The sequence below is a fragment of the Streptomyces sp. WMMB 322 genome (assembly GCF_900090145.1).
Lineage (GTDB): Bacteria > Actinomycetota > Actinomycetes > Streptomycetales > Streptomycetaceae > Streptomyces.
The window spans coordinates 217133-233006 of the sequence record NZ_FMHI01000009.1 but is presented as its reverse complement, the minus strand read 5'-3'; the positions used below and the strand labels follow the sequence as shown (position 1 = coordinate 233006).

The following is a 15874-nucleotide window of genomic DNA, read 5'->3' as shown; positions in this document are numbered from 1 at the left end:
CACGACACGTCAAGCGTCTCCAGCACCACACCGGGGAGAGCCATGCAGAAGCCGGCGCCCGCGACGCCCGGCGGCTCCCGCCGTGCCCGTTCCCGCGGCGGCGGCTCCCGCCCCGGCTACGACTGCGACGTCGTGATCGTCGGCGGCGGCATCGTCGGCCTGTCCACCGCCTACGCGATCACCCGCGCCTCGCCGGGCACGCGCGTCGTCGTCCTGGAGAAGGACCCCGGGCCGGCCCGGCATCAGACGGGGCGCAACAGCGGCGTCATCCACAGCGGGATCTACTACAGACCCGGTTCGCTCAAGGCCCGGTTCGCCGTGGAGGGCGCGGCGGAGATGGTGGACTTCTGCGCCGAGTACGGCATTCCGCACGAGGTGACGGGCAAGCTCATCGTGGCCACGGAGCGCGAGGAGCTGCCCCGGCTGCACGCGCTGATCCAGCGCGGCAGGCAACACGGCATCCCCGTACGGGAGTTGGGCCCCGCGCAGATCACCGAGCGGGAGCCGCACGTGCGCGGCCTGGCCGCGATCCACGTCGGCACGACCGGTGTGTGCGACTTCGGCGCGGTGGCCGGACAGCTGGCGCGGCTCGCGCGCGACGGCGGCGCCGAGATCCGCTACGGCTCGCAGGTCACGGCCGTGCAGCGACGCCCCGGCACCGGCGTGGCCCTCCGGGTGGAAGCCCGGGACGCCGCCGCCGGCTCCGCGGGGCGCCCGCCGTCCTCCTCCGTCGTGCGGGCCCGCGCCATGGTCAACTGCGCGGGCCTGCACTGCGCGACGGTCGCGCAGCTGACAGGCGACGAACCGGCGGCGCGCATCGTGCCCTTCCGCGGCGAGTACTTCGAACTGGCACCTGCCCGCGAGGACTTGGTGCGCGGTCTGGTGTACCCCGTGCCCGACCCGGCCTTCCCCTTCCTCGGCGTCCACCTCACTCGCGGCGTCCACGGCGGCGTACATCTCGGCCCGAACGCCGTGCCCGCCCTGGCGCTGGAGGGCTACGACTGGGGCACGGTCCGTCCCCGCGAGCTCGCCGGCGTCCTCACCCACCCCGGCACATGGCGCATGGCGCGTCGCCACTGGCGTTACGGCGCTGGGGAGTTGCACCGCTCCCTCTCCAGACGCGCATTCACCAGAGCGGTGCAGCGACTGCTCCCCGAGGTGTCCGAGAGCGACCTGGTCCGGGCACCCGCCGGAGTGCGGGCGCAGGCCGTGCTGCACGACGGGACACTCGTCGACGACTTCCTGATCACCGAGGGCCCGCACGCCGTGCACGTCCTCAACGCGCCCTCCCCGGCGGCGACGGCGTCGCTGCCCATCGGCCGGGAGGTGGCCTCACGCGCGCTCAGCACCCTGAAGGCGCTGGAGACGGCGGCCCGCTGAGCCCCGTACGGGGGCAGGCACGCCGGGACGAGCGGACGCGGGCAGCCGGAGGCCCGGAGGACGGGGCGCGGGGACGGGGCCGGAGCGCCGGGACGGGGCCGGAGCGGGCGATGCGGAGTGCCGCACCCCCTGGAGACAGGGGCCGGGCACGGCGGCCCGGCGCACGCCAGCGCGGGGTGGCGGCGGCCCGGGACGGGAAGAGCGGGAGCGCAGCTCAGGGCCGTGCGTCACGCCCTTACAGTGGACGTACTGTGCCTGAGAAGCCTGAGAAGCCTGAGAAACCCGCCGAACCCGCCAAACCTGCCATGTTCCCGGACGGCACCGGCCCGTCGGCCGACCCGGCAGGGTCCCATCACGAGCGCCGCATCCGGAGTTTCCAGCCCCGCCGCAGCCGCGTCACGGCTGGGCAGCGAGCGGCGCTGCGCCGACTCTGGCCGAAGTGGGGCTTCGACATCGACGGCCGGCACCGTATCGACCTGGCCGAGCTGTTCTCCGACGCCGACGGCTCGGAGCCGCCGGAAAGGGCGGAGACGCGGGAAAGGCCGGAGACGCCTGAGACACCGGACACCCCGGGGACCTCCGTGGAGCGGCCCGGACGGCAGCGGCGTGAAGAGCGTCCCGTCGTCCTGGAGATCGGCTTCGGCATGGGTGAGGCGACGGCCGAGATGGCCGCCGCGGAACCGGACACCGACCTCCTCGCCGTGGACGTGCACACCCCCGGGCAGGGCAACCTGCTGCGCCTCGCCGAGGAGCGCGGGCTGACCAACATCCGCGTCGGGAACGGCGATGCGATCATCCTGCTCCGCGAGATGCTCGCCCCCGAGTGCCTCTCCGGCCTCCGCGTCTACTTCCCCGACCCGTGGCCCAAGAAGCGCCACCACAAACGGCGTCTGATCCAGCACGAGTTCCTCGATCTCGCGGCGGGTCCGCTGCGTTCGGGCGCGCTCGTGCACTGCGCTACGGACTGGGAGCCGTACGCCGAGCAGATGCTCGACGTCTTCTCCGGGCACCCCTCGTACGAGAACACGCAGCTCGACGGCGGTTTCGCGCCGCGTCCGGCGATCCGCCCCCGTACGCGCTTCGAGGGCCAGGGCCTGGAGAAGGGTCACAAGGTGCGCGACCTGCTCTTCCGCCGCGTCTGAACCAGCCAGGGGCACGGTGCAGGACAGGGCATGAACCCTGCCCCGCACCGTTCCGTCCCTTTCCCTGTGTCGCCGGTCCCGTCAGGCGGCCGTCCCGCCGGAGCCGTAGGCCGTCGAATCGTCGATTCCCTCGACCTCGATGCGCTCCTTGCGGACCGTCCCGCGGACGGTCTCCTGACGGACGTGCTCCTCGGTGACCAGGCGGATCCGCTCGACGGGCACCGCCTCGACCTCCGTGACGGGACGCTCGTCGTGAAGGACGACCTCGTAGCTGTCCTCCGAGATCTCGGGCCCGCTCATCGCGGCTTCCCGGTTGGCGTCGGTGATGGGCTCACGCTCGAGACGCACCTCTTCGTGGCGCACCGGAACGGCCTGCTCCACCTCCTCCGTCACGACGTACTTCAGCAGGCGCGCACGGCCCGTCTCGTACCGCTGGGTGCCGACGTGCAGATGCTCCTCGGAGCGCGTCATGGCATCCTGCCCGGTCGCATAGGCGGACGCCGGCGCCGCAGCGGCACCTGCCGCTTCGCCCGCGTAGGGCGTCGCACCGGTGGAAGCCTCTCCTGCCGCCCCGGTGGCTCCCGCCACTCCGGCTGCACCCGCCGCACCGGCGGCCGCACCGGCCTCAGGAGCCTCGGCCGTCCGGGTACCGGCGCCTGCGGCCGTGCCCTGGGCCTCTCCTCCTGCCTCGGGCGCCGCCTGCGACCCGTCCCATGCCAGGCCGTAGAAGCTGTAGAGCTCGCGCTCCTGCTGCTCCGTGAGGCGACCCCTGGAGACGTCCATGTGGGGCGCTTCCTTCACCTTCGTCCTGCGGAAGGGCACCTCGATGTTGTCCCCGACGACGCGGCCCTCATGGATCGGTACGAACGTCTCCTGAGTGCCGAAGAGACCTGTACGGACCGTGGCCCACTCCGGCTCGCCCGTGCGTTCGTCCAGGAACACGTGACGTGCCTCGCCGATCTTCTTTCCGTCAGGGTCGTAGATCATGTGATCCACCACTGCGGGGATCTGCTCCTGGGAGATCATGAAGAGCCTCCTACTCCCAATGGCGTACAGCACTGCTTCCAGGCAAACGCGGTCCACAGCCGCACGCACGCCCGTACCAGAACATCCAGGAGCAAATCAGGCCAAACGGGTGAACGAGCGGCCCTTTCCGTCCTTGCTGACGGCCCTGTTCACAGGCCCTGTCCGTCAATCCGGGGCACTCCGCTACGGGCCGTCGCCTGCCTGGTTACTGTCGAGTGGTGGACGACGAACCCTCCGGCGCGCGCGACGCGCCCCCGCATGCGCAGGCCCCCTCCGCAGAGCGGCACGACGCGGCAGGCACGGATCCGCCGGCGCGGGACCGCAGCACGACGGGCCAGGAGGCGACGTGGGCGGCCGACGCGAGAGAAGCGCAGGGTTCTGCGGAAACGCCGGAACCCGAAACGGGGACGGCAGCGGCTGAGGGGACGGACGCGGCGGACTCGGCGCACTCGACGGACGCGGCGGACTGGCGCCCGGCAGGCGGCCCGTACGCTCCGGGCCCTGCTCCAGCGCAGCAACCCCCAGCACCGGCACCGGCACCGGCACCGGCACCGGCACCGGAGGAACCTGCCGCCTCGCAGCCCGCCCCGCACTCGACGCCGCAGCCACAGGCGCAAGCGCACCCCTACGGCGGCCCGCCCCCGCAACCGGCCCCGCAACCGGCCACACAACCGGCCCCGCAGCCGCAGCCGTACGCACACGCGTACGGCCCGCCCCAGCCGCATCCGCCGTCCCAACCGCCCACGCAGCAGCCGCAACCGCAGCCCCAGCCCCACACGCACCCGGTCCCGGCCTGGGACCGGCAGCCCCAGTTCCCGGCGATGCCAGCCTCCCCCGCCGAGTGGCGCTACCGCGTGCCGGAGACGCCCTCGTGGTGGAGCCGTCACCGCCGCACGCTGCGCGCTCTCGCGCTCATCACGCTGCTCGCGCTCTGCGGTCTGATCATCCTCGGCATCGTGCGGCAGCAGACCGGCACGCTCGGGCTCCTCGTCGGGCTCGGTCTGGCCGTCCTGCCGGTGCCTCTGCTCGTCTCCGCGTTCCGCTGGATCGACGGCGTCGAGCCGACGCCCTGGCGCAACCATCTCTTCGCCTTCGCCTGGGGGGCGTTCGCCGCGACCCTGGTCGCGCTGCTCGCCAACAGCCTCGCCGCCAACTGGCTCATCACGTCCTTCGCCGACGCCGACGCGCAGTCCCGCGCGGACGTGCTGGGGTCCGCCGTCGTCGCCCCGGTCGTCGAGGAGACCGCCAAGGGTGCGGCCATCCTGCTGCTCTTCCTCTTCCGCAGGCGGCAGTTCAACGGCGTCATATCCGGCATCGCCCTCGCCGGCATCACCGCAACGGGCTTCGCCTTCACCGAGAACGTGCTCTACCTGGGCACCGCCTTCGGCGAGGACCAACTCCTCGGCCCCGACGCACTGCACGAGTCGGTGACCGCCATGACGTTCTTCATACGCATCATCGTCGCCCCGTTCGCGCACCCCCTCTTCACCGCACTGACCGGCATCGCCTTCGGCATCGCCGCAGCACTGCCAAGCCTCGGACGGACACTGCGCATCCTCATCCCCGTCCTCGGACTGCTGACCGCGGCGCTGCTGCACGCGATCTGGAACGGCTCCGCATCCCTGCCCGACTTCACGTTCCTGTTCGTCTACGCCCTGTTCATGATTCCGGTCTTCACGGCGCTCACATGGCTGGCGATCTGGTTGCGGCGGCTGGAGCTGCGTACGGTGCGCGACACGCTTCCCGCGTACGCCGCGGCCGGCTGGTTCGAGGCACCGGAACCGTGGGGCCTGGCCTCCATGCGGGCACGCGCGATGGCCCGCACGCTCGCCCGGCGAAGGCACGGGCCGACCGGCGCCCGCACCGTCGCCGAATACCAGCACTTCGCGACGTCCCTGGCGTTGCTGCGGGCCCGCGCCCACCACGGGACGCCCGCACCCGACTTCCACGCACGCGAGCAGGAACTCCTGCACCACCTCTGGCACCGGCACGGCATCGCCGGGCCCGCGACGGCCTCGGCCGCGATCAACCTCAACCGCTACCGTCCGCCCAGGCCCCCGGGTTGGGGAGGCCCGGCTGCGGGTGCACCGGGCGGCCCGCCCGGCGGCGCAGGAACGGCGCCGCACGGTCCGCTCCAGTTCCCGGTCCGCTGACGGGGGTTGGTGCCGGGGGTCGTTTGCCGGGCCACGTTTGCCGGACCGGTGACTGCGCCCGGGTTTCAACTGCGCAAAGCGGTCCGGGGGTTCCTTGAGACCGAGCTGGCATGTGAACGGAGGAAGCCGACGGCACAGTTCGGCACCGGACGGACAAGCCGGCGGCGAACAAACCGGGATCAAGCAGCCCAAGTTCGCCCATTCATACGCCCGTTGCATCGACTAGCACATACTTGCGGGCACCTCGTATCGCTGCCAGCATGCCCCCATTGATACGGGAGTGGCAGCAGAGGGTTGGGGGCGGTCGTGCAACTGACCGACTTGGTGGCCGCCCAGAAGCAGGTCCGTGAAGAAGCCGCCGCCGGAGGACCCGAGTTCACCGCCTTCCTCCGGAGCATCCGTCTGCGCACCCTGCTCGTGCCGATGGACGACCAGGGCGGCATCTGGTCCGCCGACGTCGAGGGAATCCGCTGGCTTCTCGCGTTCTCCGACGAGAAGATCCTGGCCGCCTTCGCGAAGAACGGAAGCGAGGCCGACATCGGCATGCGGCAGCCCGGCACCTGCGAAACGGACGGCAAGCAGACCTGGGACCACCGCAAGGTCATGGGCTGGAAGCTCCTGGACTTCGTCGTACCCGCGGCCGGTCGGCCATGCGGCGTCGCACTCGACGCAGGCACCGGCGACGGCAAGGTGCTGCCGCCAGTGGCGGGCATCGTCCCGGACATCGCAACGACGGAGGCGTACGCGGCCAATGGGGGGCGCAGCAGGCGCCATTGAGCGCCAACATCCAGGGCTTTGGTGTGCAGAGTATGACCCCGTGGCCTTGCGCTGCCGACTGGGCGAGAGTCCCGCCGGTCAGTAGGACTTCGTCGTCGGGGTGCGCGTGGAAGGCGACGACGGTGGGCAGGGGGTCATCCTGAAGCACGCCGCCTCCACGCCCAACTGCTTCGTGTGCCTTTTCAAGCCCGCTCGGTCGAGAGGCGATCTGACCATCGAGAGCGGTGCTGTCGGACATAGGTCAGCCGAATCGCGTGACCCTCATCGCGGCGAAGAACCGCCACGACCTCACCCTGAATCGTGTCGAGGACCGACCAGTCGTCCTGAATCTGCAAAACACCTCGGTCAAAGCGCACGTGACAAGTCGGGCATAGGCAAAGTACGTTGCCCAGTTCATCCGGCCCCTCGTGCGGCTTACCCAAGGCCTGGATATGCGCCGCCTCGCTATACGTTTTACCTGAAGGCGACACAACAATTTGGGTCGAGCAGATCTGACACATGCCCTCATACATGTCTTTGACCTGTCGGACGACTGCGGAATCCCGGGAAAGTGCTTGCCTTGTAATGTAACGACGGGCTTGCGCTTCAAGGTCAGTATCACCCTCTACCTTCGGCGATGCCGGGATTCGAGGAATCTGCTCACCGGAAGTGATCTTACGGAGCTCAAATCGGCAGATCCGAAGCCCGGCCCTACCTATGTCGGTCCAAAAATCCGCGACTCGGTAGAGACCACGATATTTGTAGCCACCAGTCACTCTCTTACGGCGACCTCCGCGAATCTCAAGCCCTTCGATCACTCGCACCGGCTTTCCCAGGGCGGCTGTAAGTACCAGGCCTGCATTCCCGGGCGAGTCCCAGGATTGATCTTCTACGAGTTCATTGTCCTCCTGCTTTCCCTCACCGGTGTACAGGATGACGTCACCCTCGTCGACGTCATCGACGTAGCCGCCCGAAAGCACTATGGAGTCGGTTCCTTTTTCTGCCGAACCAGATATTCCGCGCCCCGGCCTCCTGTGCAGTCCGTGCTCGTACAACGCTGCGTGACTCGAAAACCAGTCGCCCTCAGTAACACCTTCGGGCTCGCCGAACGAAACAGGCTTAGAAGAGTTGACCATCCGCCAACGCTGTCAATGCCACATTGACTGCAGCGCACAGGACAATCACGCTTAGCTAACGGCACATCAACTTGAGGACCATACGCCACGAACAACTGAGCCTCTTCAACCGCAGCTTGCGCAGGGCACATCAAGGGAGCGGTCGACGGCCTGGACGACTGCGGTGAGGCGAAAGATGCTGGAGGGCACGCCCGGTTCAGCACACGCGGCTAGGCTCCAGGCACGTCCGACCAGGGCGCCGCTCTCACTGGCTTGTGGAGCGAGTGAGTGACTGCACGACAGCAGCGACCGCCGGTCGGTCCTGGTCCAGCCAGTCAACTTCGAAGGCCGTTGCGGGCGTCAGCCACCGCACTTCGTCATGGTCCTGGAGCGGCTGGGGTTGGCCCTTCAACAAGCGCGCACGCCAGACGTGCAAGACAACTCCCGGCTGAAGAGGCCATTCTCCGGGCAGGCGCTCCAGAGGTTCGACCTCAATCCCCAGTTCCTCGCGTAGTTCCCGAACCAGTGCCTGAGCCGGTGTCTCGCCATGCTCGACCTTGCCACCTGGCAGTTCCCAGCGTCCGGCGAGGGCCGGCGGGCCAGTTCGTCTGGCTCCGAGCAATCTCCCCTGGTCGCACACAGCGCCCCCGACCACCACTCGCGGTGCTTCTGCCTTGTCCATGCTCGGAACCTACTGCTTCGTGGTGAGCAGCTTCAGTTCATGTGCCCAGCTCGCACCACACCGTCTTACTTCCCGCCCTCCGCTCAACCCCCCACCCATGCGTCAGCGCCTCCAGGAGGGCGAGCCCGCGGCCCGACTCGGCTTCGTGCGGCGCCTGTTGGAGGACCGGAGGCGCACCCGGGGCCGGGTCCGTGAGGCTGAGGCGCGGGCGGGGGCCGGCCATGGAGGCGTGGAGGGTGACCGGGGTGCCCGGGCCGACGTGGACGATGGCGTTGGTGAGGAGTTCGCTGACGCAGAGGCGGGCCACCTCGGCGAGTTCGGGAAGGCCCCACAGCTCGAAATAGGCGCCGATGCGGTGGCGTACGGGCGAGAGTGCTTCAGGTTCCGCGAGCAGCGGGATCGTCAGGGTGACGCAGCACCTGCGGGTCAGGTGTTGCCGTTCGAGCTCCGCGAGGGCGGGGCGTTCTTCGCCGCCGGTCATCGGTTCCACAGCCTTTCGGTGCGCTCTGTGACGTTTCGCTCACAGAGTGGTAGCTCACTGCGTAATGTGACAGGGGTTCAGGTTCTGCGGCGAACCGTGCTGAATGCGGAGGTCTTCAACCATGCCACCACGCAAGGATGTCGATGCGGCTGCGAGCGTTCCGGCGTTCTACGGGGCCGAGTTGCGCTGGAAACGGGAGAACGCGGGGCTGACGCTTCAGGAGTTGGCGGAGGGATGCTTCTACAGCGTCGCTTTCCTGAGCCAGATCGAGATGGGTGACCGGCGGATGCCGCTGGACCTCGCCCGTCATGCCGATCAACTGCTCGGCACCGACGGCTTCTTCGAGCGGCGCTGCGACGATGCGAGAACGGCCAAGCGTGGAGGGCACGCCGAGTACTTCGCCGACGTCGCCGAGATGGAACGGCATGCACTGACCGTGGAGGAGTGGTCACCCGCCCTGGTACCAGGGCTGCTGCAGACGGAGGACTATGCCCGTGCGGTCGTGCGTGCAACGCATCCTCTGGAGGCAGCGAGCGATGTCGAGGCCAAAGTAGCCGCCCGGCTTTCCAGAGCCGATCTCTTCGACGCCGCCCGCCCTCCAGAGCTTTGGGTGGTGCTGCACGAGCTCATGCTCCTCCAGACGATCGGTTCTGCCGCGACGATGGCAGAGCAGCTTGAGCACGTAGTCCGACTCGCGGAAGACTGCCGCGTCGTTACGCAGGTGGTTCCGGTGAACGCTGGAGCGTTTCCGTTCATGATGGGCATGAGCAAGTTCATGACCTTCACGGATGCTCCGCCCGTGATGTACACGGAGGGACTCCACAGCGGCCAACTCATCGATGAACCAACGCTCGTGAAGCAGTACACCAGGTCTTACGATCTGCTCAGGGCATCAGCTCTGCCACCGGGAGCTTCCCTGGCAATGATCCAGACGGCAGCAAAGGGCTACCGAGATGAGCACCAGCACTGACCTGAGCACCTGCCTGTGGCGCAAGAGCAGCTACAGCAACGGGAGTGGCGGTGACTGCGTCGAGGTCGCGCCTGGCCTGGCCGGTGTCGTTCCCGTACGGGACAGCAAGCGGGCCGGTAGCGTCGGCGCCGTCGTGGTGTTCCCGGCCGGCGGTTGGGGCGTGTTCGTGGACGCCGTCAAGCGCGGGCAGATCTGACGGGCGCACCCGCAAACGCCTCCGGGCGGACGGCCCGGACAGACCGACCGGACAGACCGAGAGGACGGGCCAGGCTCGTGGACGAAGAACTGCTCGCGCTGCTCGCCGAGCACAAGCTGGGCGTGCTCGTGACGCTGAAGCGCGACGGGCGGCCGCAGTTGTCGAACGTCAACTACACCTACGACTCGGCCCGTCGTCTCATCCGGATCTCCGTCACGGCCGACCGCGCCAAGACGCGGAACCTCCTGCGCGACCCTCGCGCCAGCTTCCACGTCCGCAGCGACGACGGCTGGGCCTGGACGGTGGCCGAGGGCGACGCGGAGCTGACGCCCGTCGCAGCCGACCCCCAGGACGACACGGTCGAGGAACTGATCGAGGTCTTCCGCGCGATCCAGGGCGAGCATCCCGACTGGGACGAGTACCGGGCGGCGATGGTCGCCGACCGGCGCCTGGTCGTACGGCTGAAGGTCGAGCACGCGTACGGGCAGCCGCAGCGCTGAGAAGTGGTTCCGGGTGACCGCAGGAAAGGGCCTGGGCCTGCTATTCAACTTTGACTAGAGTGCTCGGCATGAGCGAGAAGACCATTCCCATCCTGCCGTGCCGGACGATTCAGCCCGTCCTGGACTTCTACACCGCCCTCGGGTTCGAGGTGACCTTCCAGCAGAGGAGCCCGAACCCCTTCGCCGTCGTGCAGCGCGGCGGCATCGAGCTCCAGTTCTTCGGCATGAAGAAGTACGAGCCCGCCGAGTCCTTCAGCACGTGCTACGTCCTCACCGACGACGTGGACACGCTGTACGAGTCGTTCCGCTCCGGGCTCAGGGCCGCGTACGGGAGGATCCCGACCCGCGGGCTGCCGCGCATAGGGCCGCTGAAGGACATGTCGTACGGCGTGCGCCAGTTCCTGATGTCGGATCCGGGGGGCAACTGCATCCGCATCGGCAAAAAGACCAGCGAGGACCAGCACCACCGCCCGGCGCCCAGGGAGACGTTCGCACGTGCCCTGCACAACGCGGCGCTCTTCGCGGACTCGCGCGAGGATCCACGGGGCGCGGCGAAGATCATCGACCGGGTGCTGCGGCTGGAGGACGAGCAGCCCACGCCGGTCCAGCTGCTGCGTCTGCTGGTGCTGCGCGCGGACGTCGCGGGACGGCTCGGCGACGACACCACGTCGGCGCGCCTGCTGGCAGAGGCCGCCGCCGTCCAACTCTCGGACGAGGAACGGGAGTCGGTCCGCGACGACCTTGCGCGGCTCGATGAGCTGCAGGAGCGGCCCGGCACGCGTCCCGCCGGCTGACCCGGCGGGACGCGTCCGCCGTCACGCCCGAGCTTCCTCGATCAGGCCGACGGCTCCGCGATCACTCCGACGCGTCCGTCAGGAGTTTCGTCTCCTCCTCGGTGAGCCGGACCTCGTCGAGGGCCAGCAGCGGGGCGAGTTGCCCGGTCGACCGGGCGCTGGCGATCGGGGAGGTGACCGTGGGGCGGGTCAGCAGCCAGGCGACGGCGATCGTCGCGTGGGCGATTCCCCGCGCCTCGGCGATCCGGTCGAGTGCGGCCAGTACGCGCCGGCCGCGCTCGGTCTCCAGGTACTTCGAGGCACGCTCGGCGCGCGGGCTTCCTCCCGTACCGGCCGTGCCGGCTGAACCGGCTGAACCACCGTCGTCCGCACGATACTTGCCGGTGAGGAAGCCCATGGCCAGGGCGAAGTACGGCATGACCGCGAGCTGCCGGCGCTCGGCGAGCTCCGCCAGTGGGCCCTCGAACGTGTCGCGCGAGACGAGGTTGTAGTGCGGCTGGAGCGCGGCGTACCGGGCGGCGCCGGCCCCGTCGCTGAAGTCGAGGGAGGCTTCGAGGCGTTCCGGTGAGATGTTGGACGCGCCGATCTCGCGGACCTTGCCGGCGCGCACGAGATCGTCCAGCGCGGAGACGATCTCCGAGACCTCGACGCTCTCGTCGTCGAAGTGCGTGTAGTAGAGGTCGATGCGGTCGGTGCGCAGCCGGCGCAGCGAATCGTCCGCGGCGGCCTTGATGTTGGCGGCGGAGAGTCCCTTGCGGTCGGGGTGAGCACCCACCTTGGTCGCGATGACGAGGTCGTCGCGGTTGCCGCGCGCCGCCGTCCAGTTGCCGATGACGGTCTCGGAGTCCATGCCGCCGTCCACGCCTTGCCGCCTGCCGGAGTACACGTCGGCGGTGTCGATGAAGTTGCCGCCCGCCGCGGTGTAGGCGTCGAGGACGTCGAACGAGGCGGCCTCGTCGGCCGTCCAGCCGAAGACGTTGCCGCCGAGGCACAGCGACGACACGGAGAGTTGCCCGAGCGGACGGCGTGCGGCGAGCCCGCCGGTCGTCGGGGCGGTCGCGTCAGGGGAATCGGTCTCAGACATGGGCCGACCGTAGCGGCACCTGCGGTCGCCCACCCAGCTCTTTTCCCGCCCTGCCCTGGCCTTTCCCAACCATTCCCACGTGTGCGCGCCGTGCGGCCCGCGCCCGCGCCTGCGACATCGGCCGCCGGCATGCGTTCCTGCGTTCCCCCGGCTCCCGGCTCCCGGCCCTCGGCCCGACCCTCGGCTTCCCGCTCCCGGCTCCCGGCCACCGGTTCCCGCGCCCGCGCGAGGAAAGACCGACGGCCCTGGCGTCGGGGGGTCGGTCCACCAGGGCCGCCGGAACTTGTGGGCGGGACCTTGCTCGCGGAGGAAACCCGCGGAGGAAAGAGGCCCCCGTCCGCCGCCGCCTCGTCCCCTCCTTGTGTACGCCGAGGGGCATGGGCGAGTTGTGCGTGGTCCAGCGCACCTCGACGGTGCGAGGCGGCGGCGGCGCGACAGGTCTTCGCGACGGGCACTCGTCGTGCTGTGAAGATGTGGAGGTGGCCTACGCCCGGGATGCGGGGGTGCCGCCGTGGGTACGCGTAATGAACTGCGTCATGAACTCGCGTACGAGTAGGGGTGCTTGTGGCGGTGCCGCTGATGCCGCACCGCCGCCGCAGCAGTGCCGGAAATGGTGACGGTGTCGGTGTGGCGTGCGGGAGGGGAGCCGCCGTGCGGCCGCCCCTCCTTCCGCGGCCAGGGTCAGAGGGTGAGGCCCTTGCCCCGCAGCCACGCCGCCGGGTCGATCGCGTCGCCGCCGCCGGGGTGGACCTCCAGGTGCAGGTGAGCGCCTGTGACGTTCCCGGTGGAGCCGACGCGTCCGATCGTCTCGCCCGTACGGACCTTCTGACCCGCAGAGACGTTCATCGACGACTGGTGGGAGAACCAGAGTTCCGTCCCGTCGTCGAGCTGGAGGATGGTGCGGTAGCCGTACGAACCGGCCCAGCCGGCCTCCTTGATCGTGCCGGAGTGGATCGCCTTGATCGGCGTGCCGGACGGTGCCGCGAAGTCCGTGCCGGTGTGGCCGTTGGACCACAGGCTGCCGGACTCGCCGAACTGAGAAGTGAGTTGGTAGCCGGAGAGGGGGAGCTTGAAGCTCTTGGCGAGCTTGGCCAGGCGGGCCTCCTCCGCCTTCTGGCGCTCCGCGGCCTCGGCGCTGGCCTTGGCCTTCGCGGCCTTCGCCTGTGCCGCGTCCGCCGCCTTCTCGATGGCAGCGTCGCGCGCGGCCGCCTCGGCCTGCGACTGCTGCGCCTGGGCCTGCTGGAGGATGCGGGAGCGCAGGGCCTCGCCCGCGTCCGTCTGGCCTTCCCGGGTGTCGCTCGCGGTGAGAGCGGCCTGGGTGAGCGGCTGGCCAGTGACGTTCTCGTCGCCACCGGCGAGCAGCTTGACGCCCGGGAGGTCCTTGGCCTTCTCGGCCACGTCCGGCATCGAGATCGACGCCACCGGCTTCTCCTGCGCGGTGGCCATTCCACCGGCGCCGACCGCCGCGATCATGCCGACTCCGAGGACGGCGCTGCTGCGAGCCATGCTGCCGCCGCGCTGCCTGACGAGCTTGTGCCGCCCGCGCACGGGGCGCACGGACTCCTCGGTGGGGTTCCACTCCTCGCCGGGGGCCGACCCGGGAGCGTCATCGAACGCGTCCGGAACGGGGGGCACTTCACCCTGGCCGAAGTCGTACGCGCCGAACTCGGGCGCCGCGAACTCCTGTGTGGCGTATGCCCCGTCGGTCCCGTAGCCGTACGAGCCGTAGTTGTCGTACGCGGCGTAGGTGTCAGCCGGCTGTGATGCGTAAGAGTCGTACTGGCCGTAGCTGCCGGTCTGCTCGAAGAAGTCGAAGCCGCCGGGCTGCTGGTGCGGGCCATCGTTGCCGAAGGGGCCGTATTCGCCGTATCTGTCGGACTCTTCGTCGTCCAGGTACGGGTCGTACGCACCCTCGGGGGCATGCCTGTTGGACGCCACGGGGGCCGTTCTCCTTTCCTTCCTTCTCGCCTACCGGGTTAGCTGACGGGTTCGGAGCAGGAAGGTCTCCTACGAACTGCCCGCCCGTGGGCGGAACTTGCCGATTCACCCCAGTCCCTGCCGTGTGGCAGGGGGTGGTTCCCCGGTTCCCTTGGTGCAGCGATATCGAGTTGTGGCTCGGGGTGGTGCACTTTCAGGATTCGGCGACGGCGCACGGAGCCGTCTCTCGTGACGGCAGTGACGACCGCGCTGCGTTATGGAACGTTAATAGAGCCGCCGCTGAGATTCCAAGCGGTTCCAGTGAGATTTGTAGCTCCATGACATGCGGATTCCTGGACAGGAAGGGCCAATTGGGGCACTTGCTCACTCTGCACGACGAGTGTGGTCGCTGTGCGTGACCGGTGAACCAATCGTGACGGCCACCCTTCACGAGGGGAGACCGCGGAGCCCGCCCGTCCGGGCCGGGAGGCTCGCCCACTCCCTCGCCCGGCCGTTGTTCTGCACCCTTGTGTGTTCACCCCGGCGGACCGTCACGACCCCACGCTGTACGGCGCCGTTCCGGAGGGCCGGCGCTCCGGAGGATCGGCGGGCCGGCGGGCGGCGGGCGGCGGGCGGCGGGCGGCGGGCGGCGGAGCAATCCGACCGGCCCATCGGCCGGGCCCGGGCCGGGGGCCACGGCCCTCGATGTCACGGTTTGTCCTTCTCTCTGACGGGAACCGGGCTGTATGTCCTATTCACAGAAGCTGCTTGCCTGCGCCAGCGCACTGCGCGCCGTGCTGCCCGACTCCGAGCGGCAGGGACGCGTACTCGCCGCCATCGAGAGAACCGAGCAGGACACCCGGCTGGACCCCCCGGTCCAGGGACTCCAGCGGGCCGTGCACGCACTCCCCCTCAGTGACGAGGACCGCGACGTACTGCACGGCCACTGGCTCGGCCACCCCCTGCATCCGGCGCTCGTCCAGGTGCCGCTGGGCACCTGGTTCTCGGCCGCCGTACTGGACCTGATTCCGGGCAAGCGCCGGCACTACGCGCCGGCGGTGCTGATCGCCACGGGGCTCGTCGCCGCCGTGCCCGCCGCAGTCACCGGATGGGTCGACTGGGCAGAGCTGCGCAAACCGCAGATGCGCGTCGGTCTGCTGCACGCGATCGCCAACTCCGCCGGGGTGATCCTCTACGCCTACTCGCTGGGCGCGCGCGTGCGGGGCCACACCGTGCGCGGACGGGCCTTCGGCTACGCCGGGCTCACCGTCGTCGCGGTCGGCGGCGCGCTCGGCGGTCACCTGGCCTACCGGCAGGCCGCGGCCGTCAACCACGCCGAGGACATCCCGGTGCGTACGGAGCCCGGCTGGCACGCGCTGGGTGCGGTCGCGGACTTCCCCGTCGGGAAGGCGGTGCGGCGGATCGTCGGCGAGACCCCGGTTCTGGTGGTGCGGGCGAGCGGCAACACGGTGCACGTCCTGGCCGACCGGTGCAGCCACATGGCGGGACCGCTCTCGCAGGGAGAGCTCGTCGACGGATGCGTGCGCTGCCCCTGGCACGGCAGCGTGTTCCGGCTCTCGGACGGCTGGAACGTGAGCGGACCCGCGACGTCCCCCCAGCCCGTCTTCGAGACGCGGCACGTGGACGGAGTGGTGGAGGCGCGCCTCGCCTGAACCGC

At 69.8% G+C, this 15874-nt stretch carries 15 protein-coding genes, 1 pseudogene and 1 riboswitch; of the genes and pseudogenes, 9 read left to right on the top strand and 7 right to left on the bottom strand.

The genetic code is table 11. From position 1 onward, the window contains the following. Nucleotides 1–42: 42 nt before the first annotated feature. Both lhgO and trmB read left to right on the top strand, forming a co-directional pair. Entirely contained in the window at nt 43–1380 is a 1338-nt protein-coding gene (gene lhgO, locus H180DRAFT_RS16750; RefSeq protein ID WP_079100159.1) for an L-2-hydroxyglutarate oxidase, read from the top strand. Between the two features lie 305 nt (nt 1381–1685). Then, entirely contained in the window at nt 1686–2522 is an 837-nt protein-coding gene (gene trmB, locus H180DRAFT_RS30470; RefSeq protein WP_254666051.1) for a tRNA (guanosine(46)-N7)-methyltransferase TrmB, read from the top strand. Nucleotides 2523–2603: 81 nt separating this feature from the next. Here the strand turns inward: trmB and H180DRAFT_RS16735 are convergent, their stop codons facing one another. Further along, nucleotides 2604–3548: a DUF2382 domain-containing protein gene (locus tag H180DRAFT_RS16735; protein ID WP_055486867.1), complete on the bottom strand. Its 945-nt coding sequence runs from the start codon at nt 3546–3548 to the stop codon at nt 2604–2606. A gap of 821 nt (nt 3549–4369) precedes the next feature. On the opposite strand from H180DRAFT_RS16735, the gene H180DRAFT_RS16730 reads away from it, so the two are divergent. Together H180DRAFT_RS16730 and H180DRAFT_RS30465 are read left to right on the top strand one after the other, a co-directional pair. Beyond that, the gene (locus H180DRAFT_RS16730) at nt 4370–5701 is read left to right on the top strand and encodes a PrsW family intramembrane metalloprotease (protein WP_074466841.1); all 1332 of its coding nucleotides are present in this window, start codon (nt 4370–4372) and stop codon (nt 5699–5701) included. A 306-nt stretch (nt 5702–6007) separates the two neighbouring features. Then, nucleotides 6008–6478, top strand: coding sequence for an SseB family protein (locus H180DRAFT_RS30465; protein WP_175437782.1), 471 nt, complete (start codon nt 6008–6010; stop codon nt 6476–6478). A 43-nt stretch (nt 6479–6521) separates the two neighbouring features. Here the strand turns inward: H180DRAFT_RS30465 and H180DRAFT_RS30460 are convergent. The 4 genes and pseudogenes from H180DRAFT_RS30460 to H180DRAFT_RS16710 form a co-directional block, all read right to left on the bottom strand. Beyond that, nucleotides 6522–6626: pseudogene (locus tag H180DRAFT_RS30460) on the bottom strand (GlcNAc-PI de-N-acetylase); the annotation flags it as partial. Nucleotides 6627–6660: 34 nt separating this feature from the next. Beyond that, entirely contained in the window at nt 6661–7593 is a 933-nt protein-coding gene (locus tag H180DRAFT_RS16720) for a YDG/SRA domain-containing protein (protein WP_074466839.1), read from the bottom strand. A 244-nt stretch (nt 7594–7837) separates the two neighbouring features. Beyond that, nucleotides 7838–8254: a (deoxy)nucleoside triphosphate pyrophosphohydrolase gene (locus H180DRAFT_RS16715; RefSeq protein WP_175437785.1), complete on the bottom strand. Its 417-nt coding sequence runs from the start codon at nt 8252–8254 to the stop codon at nt 7838–7840. Nucleotides 8255–8291: 37 nt separating this feature from the next. Then, nucleotides 8292–8735 (bottom strand): ATP-binding protein, encoded by a 444-nt coding sequence (locus H180DRAFT_RS16710; protein ID WP_079100158.1) that lies wholly within the window; start codon nt 8733–8735, stop codon nt 8292–8294. A gap of 121 nt (nt 8736–8856) precedes the next feature. On the opposite strand from H180DRAFT_RS16710, the gene H180DRAFT_RS16705 reads away from it, so the two are divergent. The 4 genes from H180DRAFT_RS16705 to H180DRAFT_RS16690 all read left to right on the top strand — a co-directional run bounded on the left by H180DRAFT_RS16705 (nt 8857) and on the right by H180DRAFT_RS16690 (nt 11195). Further along, nucleotides 8857–9705: a helix-turn-helix domain-containing protein gene (locus H180DRAFT_RS16705; protein ID WP_055486865.1), complete on the top strand. Its 849-nt coding sequence runs from the start codon at nt 8857–8859 to the stop codon at nt 9703–9705. Further along, complete coding sequence (locus H180DRAFT_RS16700; protein WP_055486864.1) at nt 9689–9901, top strand: DUF397 domain-containing protein; 213 nt, start codon at nt 9689–9691, stop codon at nt 9899–9901. The genes H180DRAFT_RS16705 and H180DRAFT_RS16700 overlap by 17 nt, the downstream gene beginning before the upstream one ends. Nucleotides 9902–9978: 77 nt before the next feature. Continuing rightward, entirely contained in the window at nt 9979–10401 is a 423-nt protein-coding gene (locus H180DRAFT_RS16695; RefSeq protein ID WP_055486863.1) for a PPOX class F420-dependent oxidoreductase, read from the top strand. 68 nt (nt 10402–10469) lie between these two features. After that, nucleotides 10470–11195 carry a bleomycin resistance protein gene (locus H180DRAFT_RS16690; protein WP_055486899.1) on the top strand — a complete coding sequence of 242 codons (726 nt, stop codon included), beginning with the start codon at nt 10470–10472 and terminating at the stop codon, nt 11193–11195. A 61-nt stretch (nt 11196–11256) separates the two neighbouring features. Here H180DRAFT_RS16690 and H180DRAFT_RS16685 read toward each other — a convergent pair whose 3' ends face one another. Both H180DRAFT_RS16685 and H180DRAFT_RS16680 read right to left on the bottom strand, forming a co-directional pair. Beyond that, entirely contained in the window at nt 11257–12279 is a 1023-nt protein-coding gene (locus tag H180DRAFT_RS16685) for an aldo/keto reductase (RefSeq protein WP_055486862.1), read from the bottom strand. Between the two features lie 681 nt (nt 12280–12960). Further along, nucleotides 12961–13914 carry a M23 family metallopeptidase gene (locus H180DRAFT_RS16680; RefSeq protein WP_055486898.1) on the bottom strand — a complete coding sequence of 318 codons (954 nt, stop codon included), beginning with the start codon at nt 13912–13914 and terminating at the stop codon, nt 12961–12963. A 315-nt stretch (nt 13915–14229) separates the two neighbouring features. Beyond that, nucleotides 14230–14389: riboswitch (cyclic di-AMP (ydaO/yuaA leader) on the bottom strand. Between the two features lie 553 nt (nt 14390–14942). Between H180DRAFT_RS16680 and H180DRAFT_RS16675 the strand changes: the two genes are divergently transcribed. Then, nucleotides 14943–15869: a Rieske (2Fe-2S) protein gene (locus H180DRAFT_RS16675; protein ID WP_055486861.1), complete on the top strand. Its 927-nt coding sequence runs from the start codon at nt 14943–14945 to the stop codon at nt 15867–15869. Nucleotides 15870–15874: the final 5 nt, after the last annotated feature.

Bases quoted from the DNA above. Each gene is read 5' to 3' on its own strand.
- H180DRAFT_RS16675 (WP_055486861.1), top strand. From the start codon at position 14,943: ATGTCCTATTCACAGAAGCTGCTTGCCTGCGCCAGCGCACTGCGCGCC.
- H180DRAFT_RS16730 (WP_074466841.1), top strand. From the start codon at position 4,370: ATGCCAGCCTCCCCCGCCGAGTGGCGCTACCGCGTGCCGGAGACGCCC.
- H180DRAFT_RS16720 (WP_074466839.1), bottom strand. From the start codon at position 7,593: ATGGTCAACTCTTCTAAGCCTGTTTCGTTCGGCGAGCCCGAAGGTGTT.
- H180DRAFT_RS16710 (WP_079100158.1), bottom strand. From the start codon at position 8,735: ATGACCGGCGGCGAAGAACGCCCCGCCCTCGCGGAGCTCGAACGGCAA.
- trmB (WP_254666051.1), top strand. From the start codon at position 1,686: ATGTTCCCGGACGGCACCGGCCCGTCGGCCGACCCGGCAGGGTCCCAT.
- H180DRAFT_RS16735 (WP_055486867.1), bottom strand. From the start codon at position 3,548: ATGATCTCCCAGGAGCAGATCCCCGCAGTGGTGGATCACATGATCTAC.
- H180DRAFT_RS16700 (WP_055486864.1), top strand. From the start codon at position 9,689: ATGAGCACCAGCACTGACCTGAGCACCTGCCTGTGGCGCAAGAGCAGC.
- H180DRAFT_RS16690 (WP_055486899.1), top strand. From the start codon at position 10,470: ATGAGCGAGAAGACCATTCCCATCCTGCCGTGCCGGACGATTCAGCCC.
- H180DRAFT_RS16685 (WP_055486862.1), bottom strand. From the start codon at position 12,279: ATGTCTGAGACCGATTCCCCTGACGCGACCGCCCCGACGACCGGCGGG.
- lhgO (WP_079100159.1), top strand. From the start codon at position 43: ATGCAGAAGCCGGCGCCCGCGACGCCCGGCGGCTCCCGCCGTGCCCGT.
- H180DRAFT_RS16705 (WP_055486865.1), top strand. From the start codon at position 8,857: ATGCCACCACGCAAGGATGTCGATGCGGCTGCGAGCGTTCCGGCGTTC.
- H180DRAFT_RS16715 (WP_175437785.1), bottom strand. From the start codon at position 8,254: ATGGACAAGGCAGAAGCACCGCGAGTGGTGGTCGGGGGCGCTGTGTGC.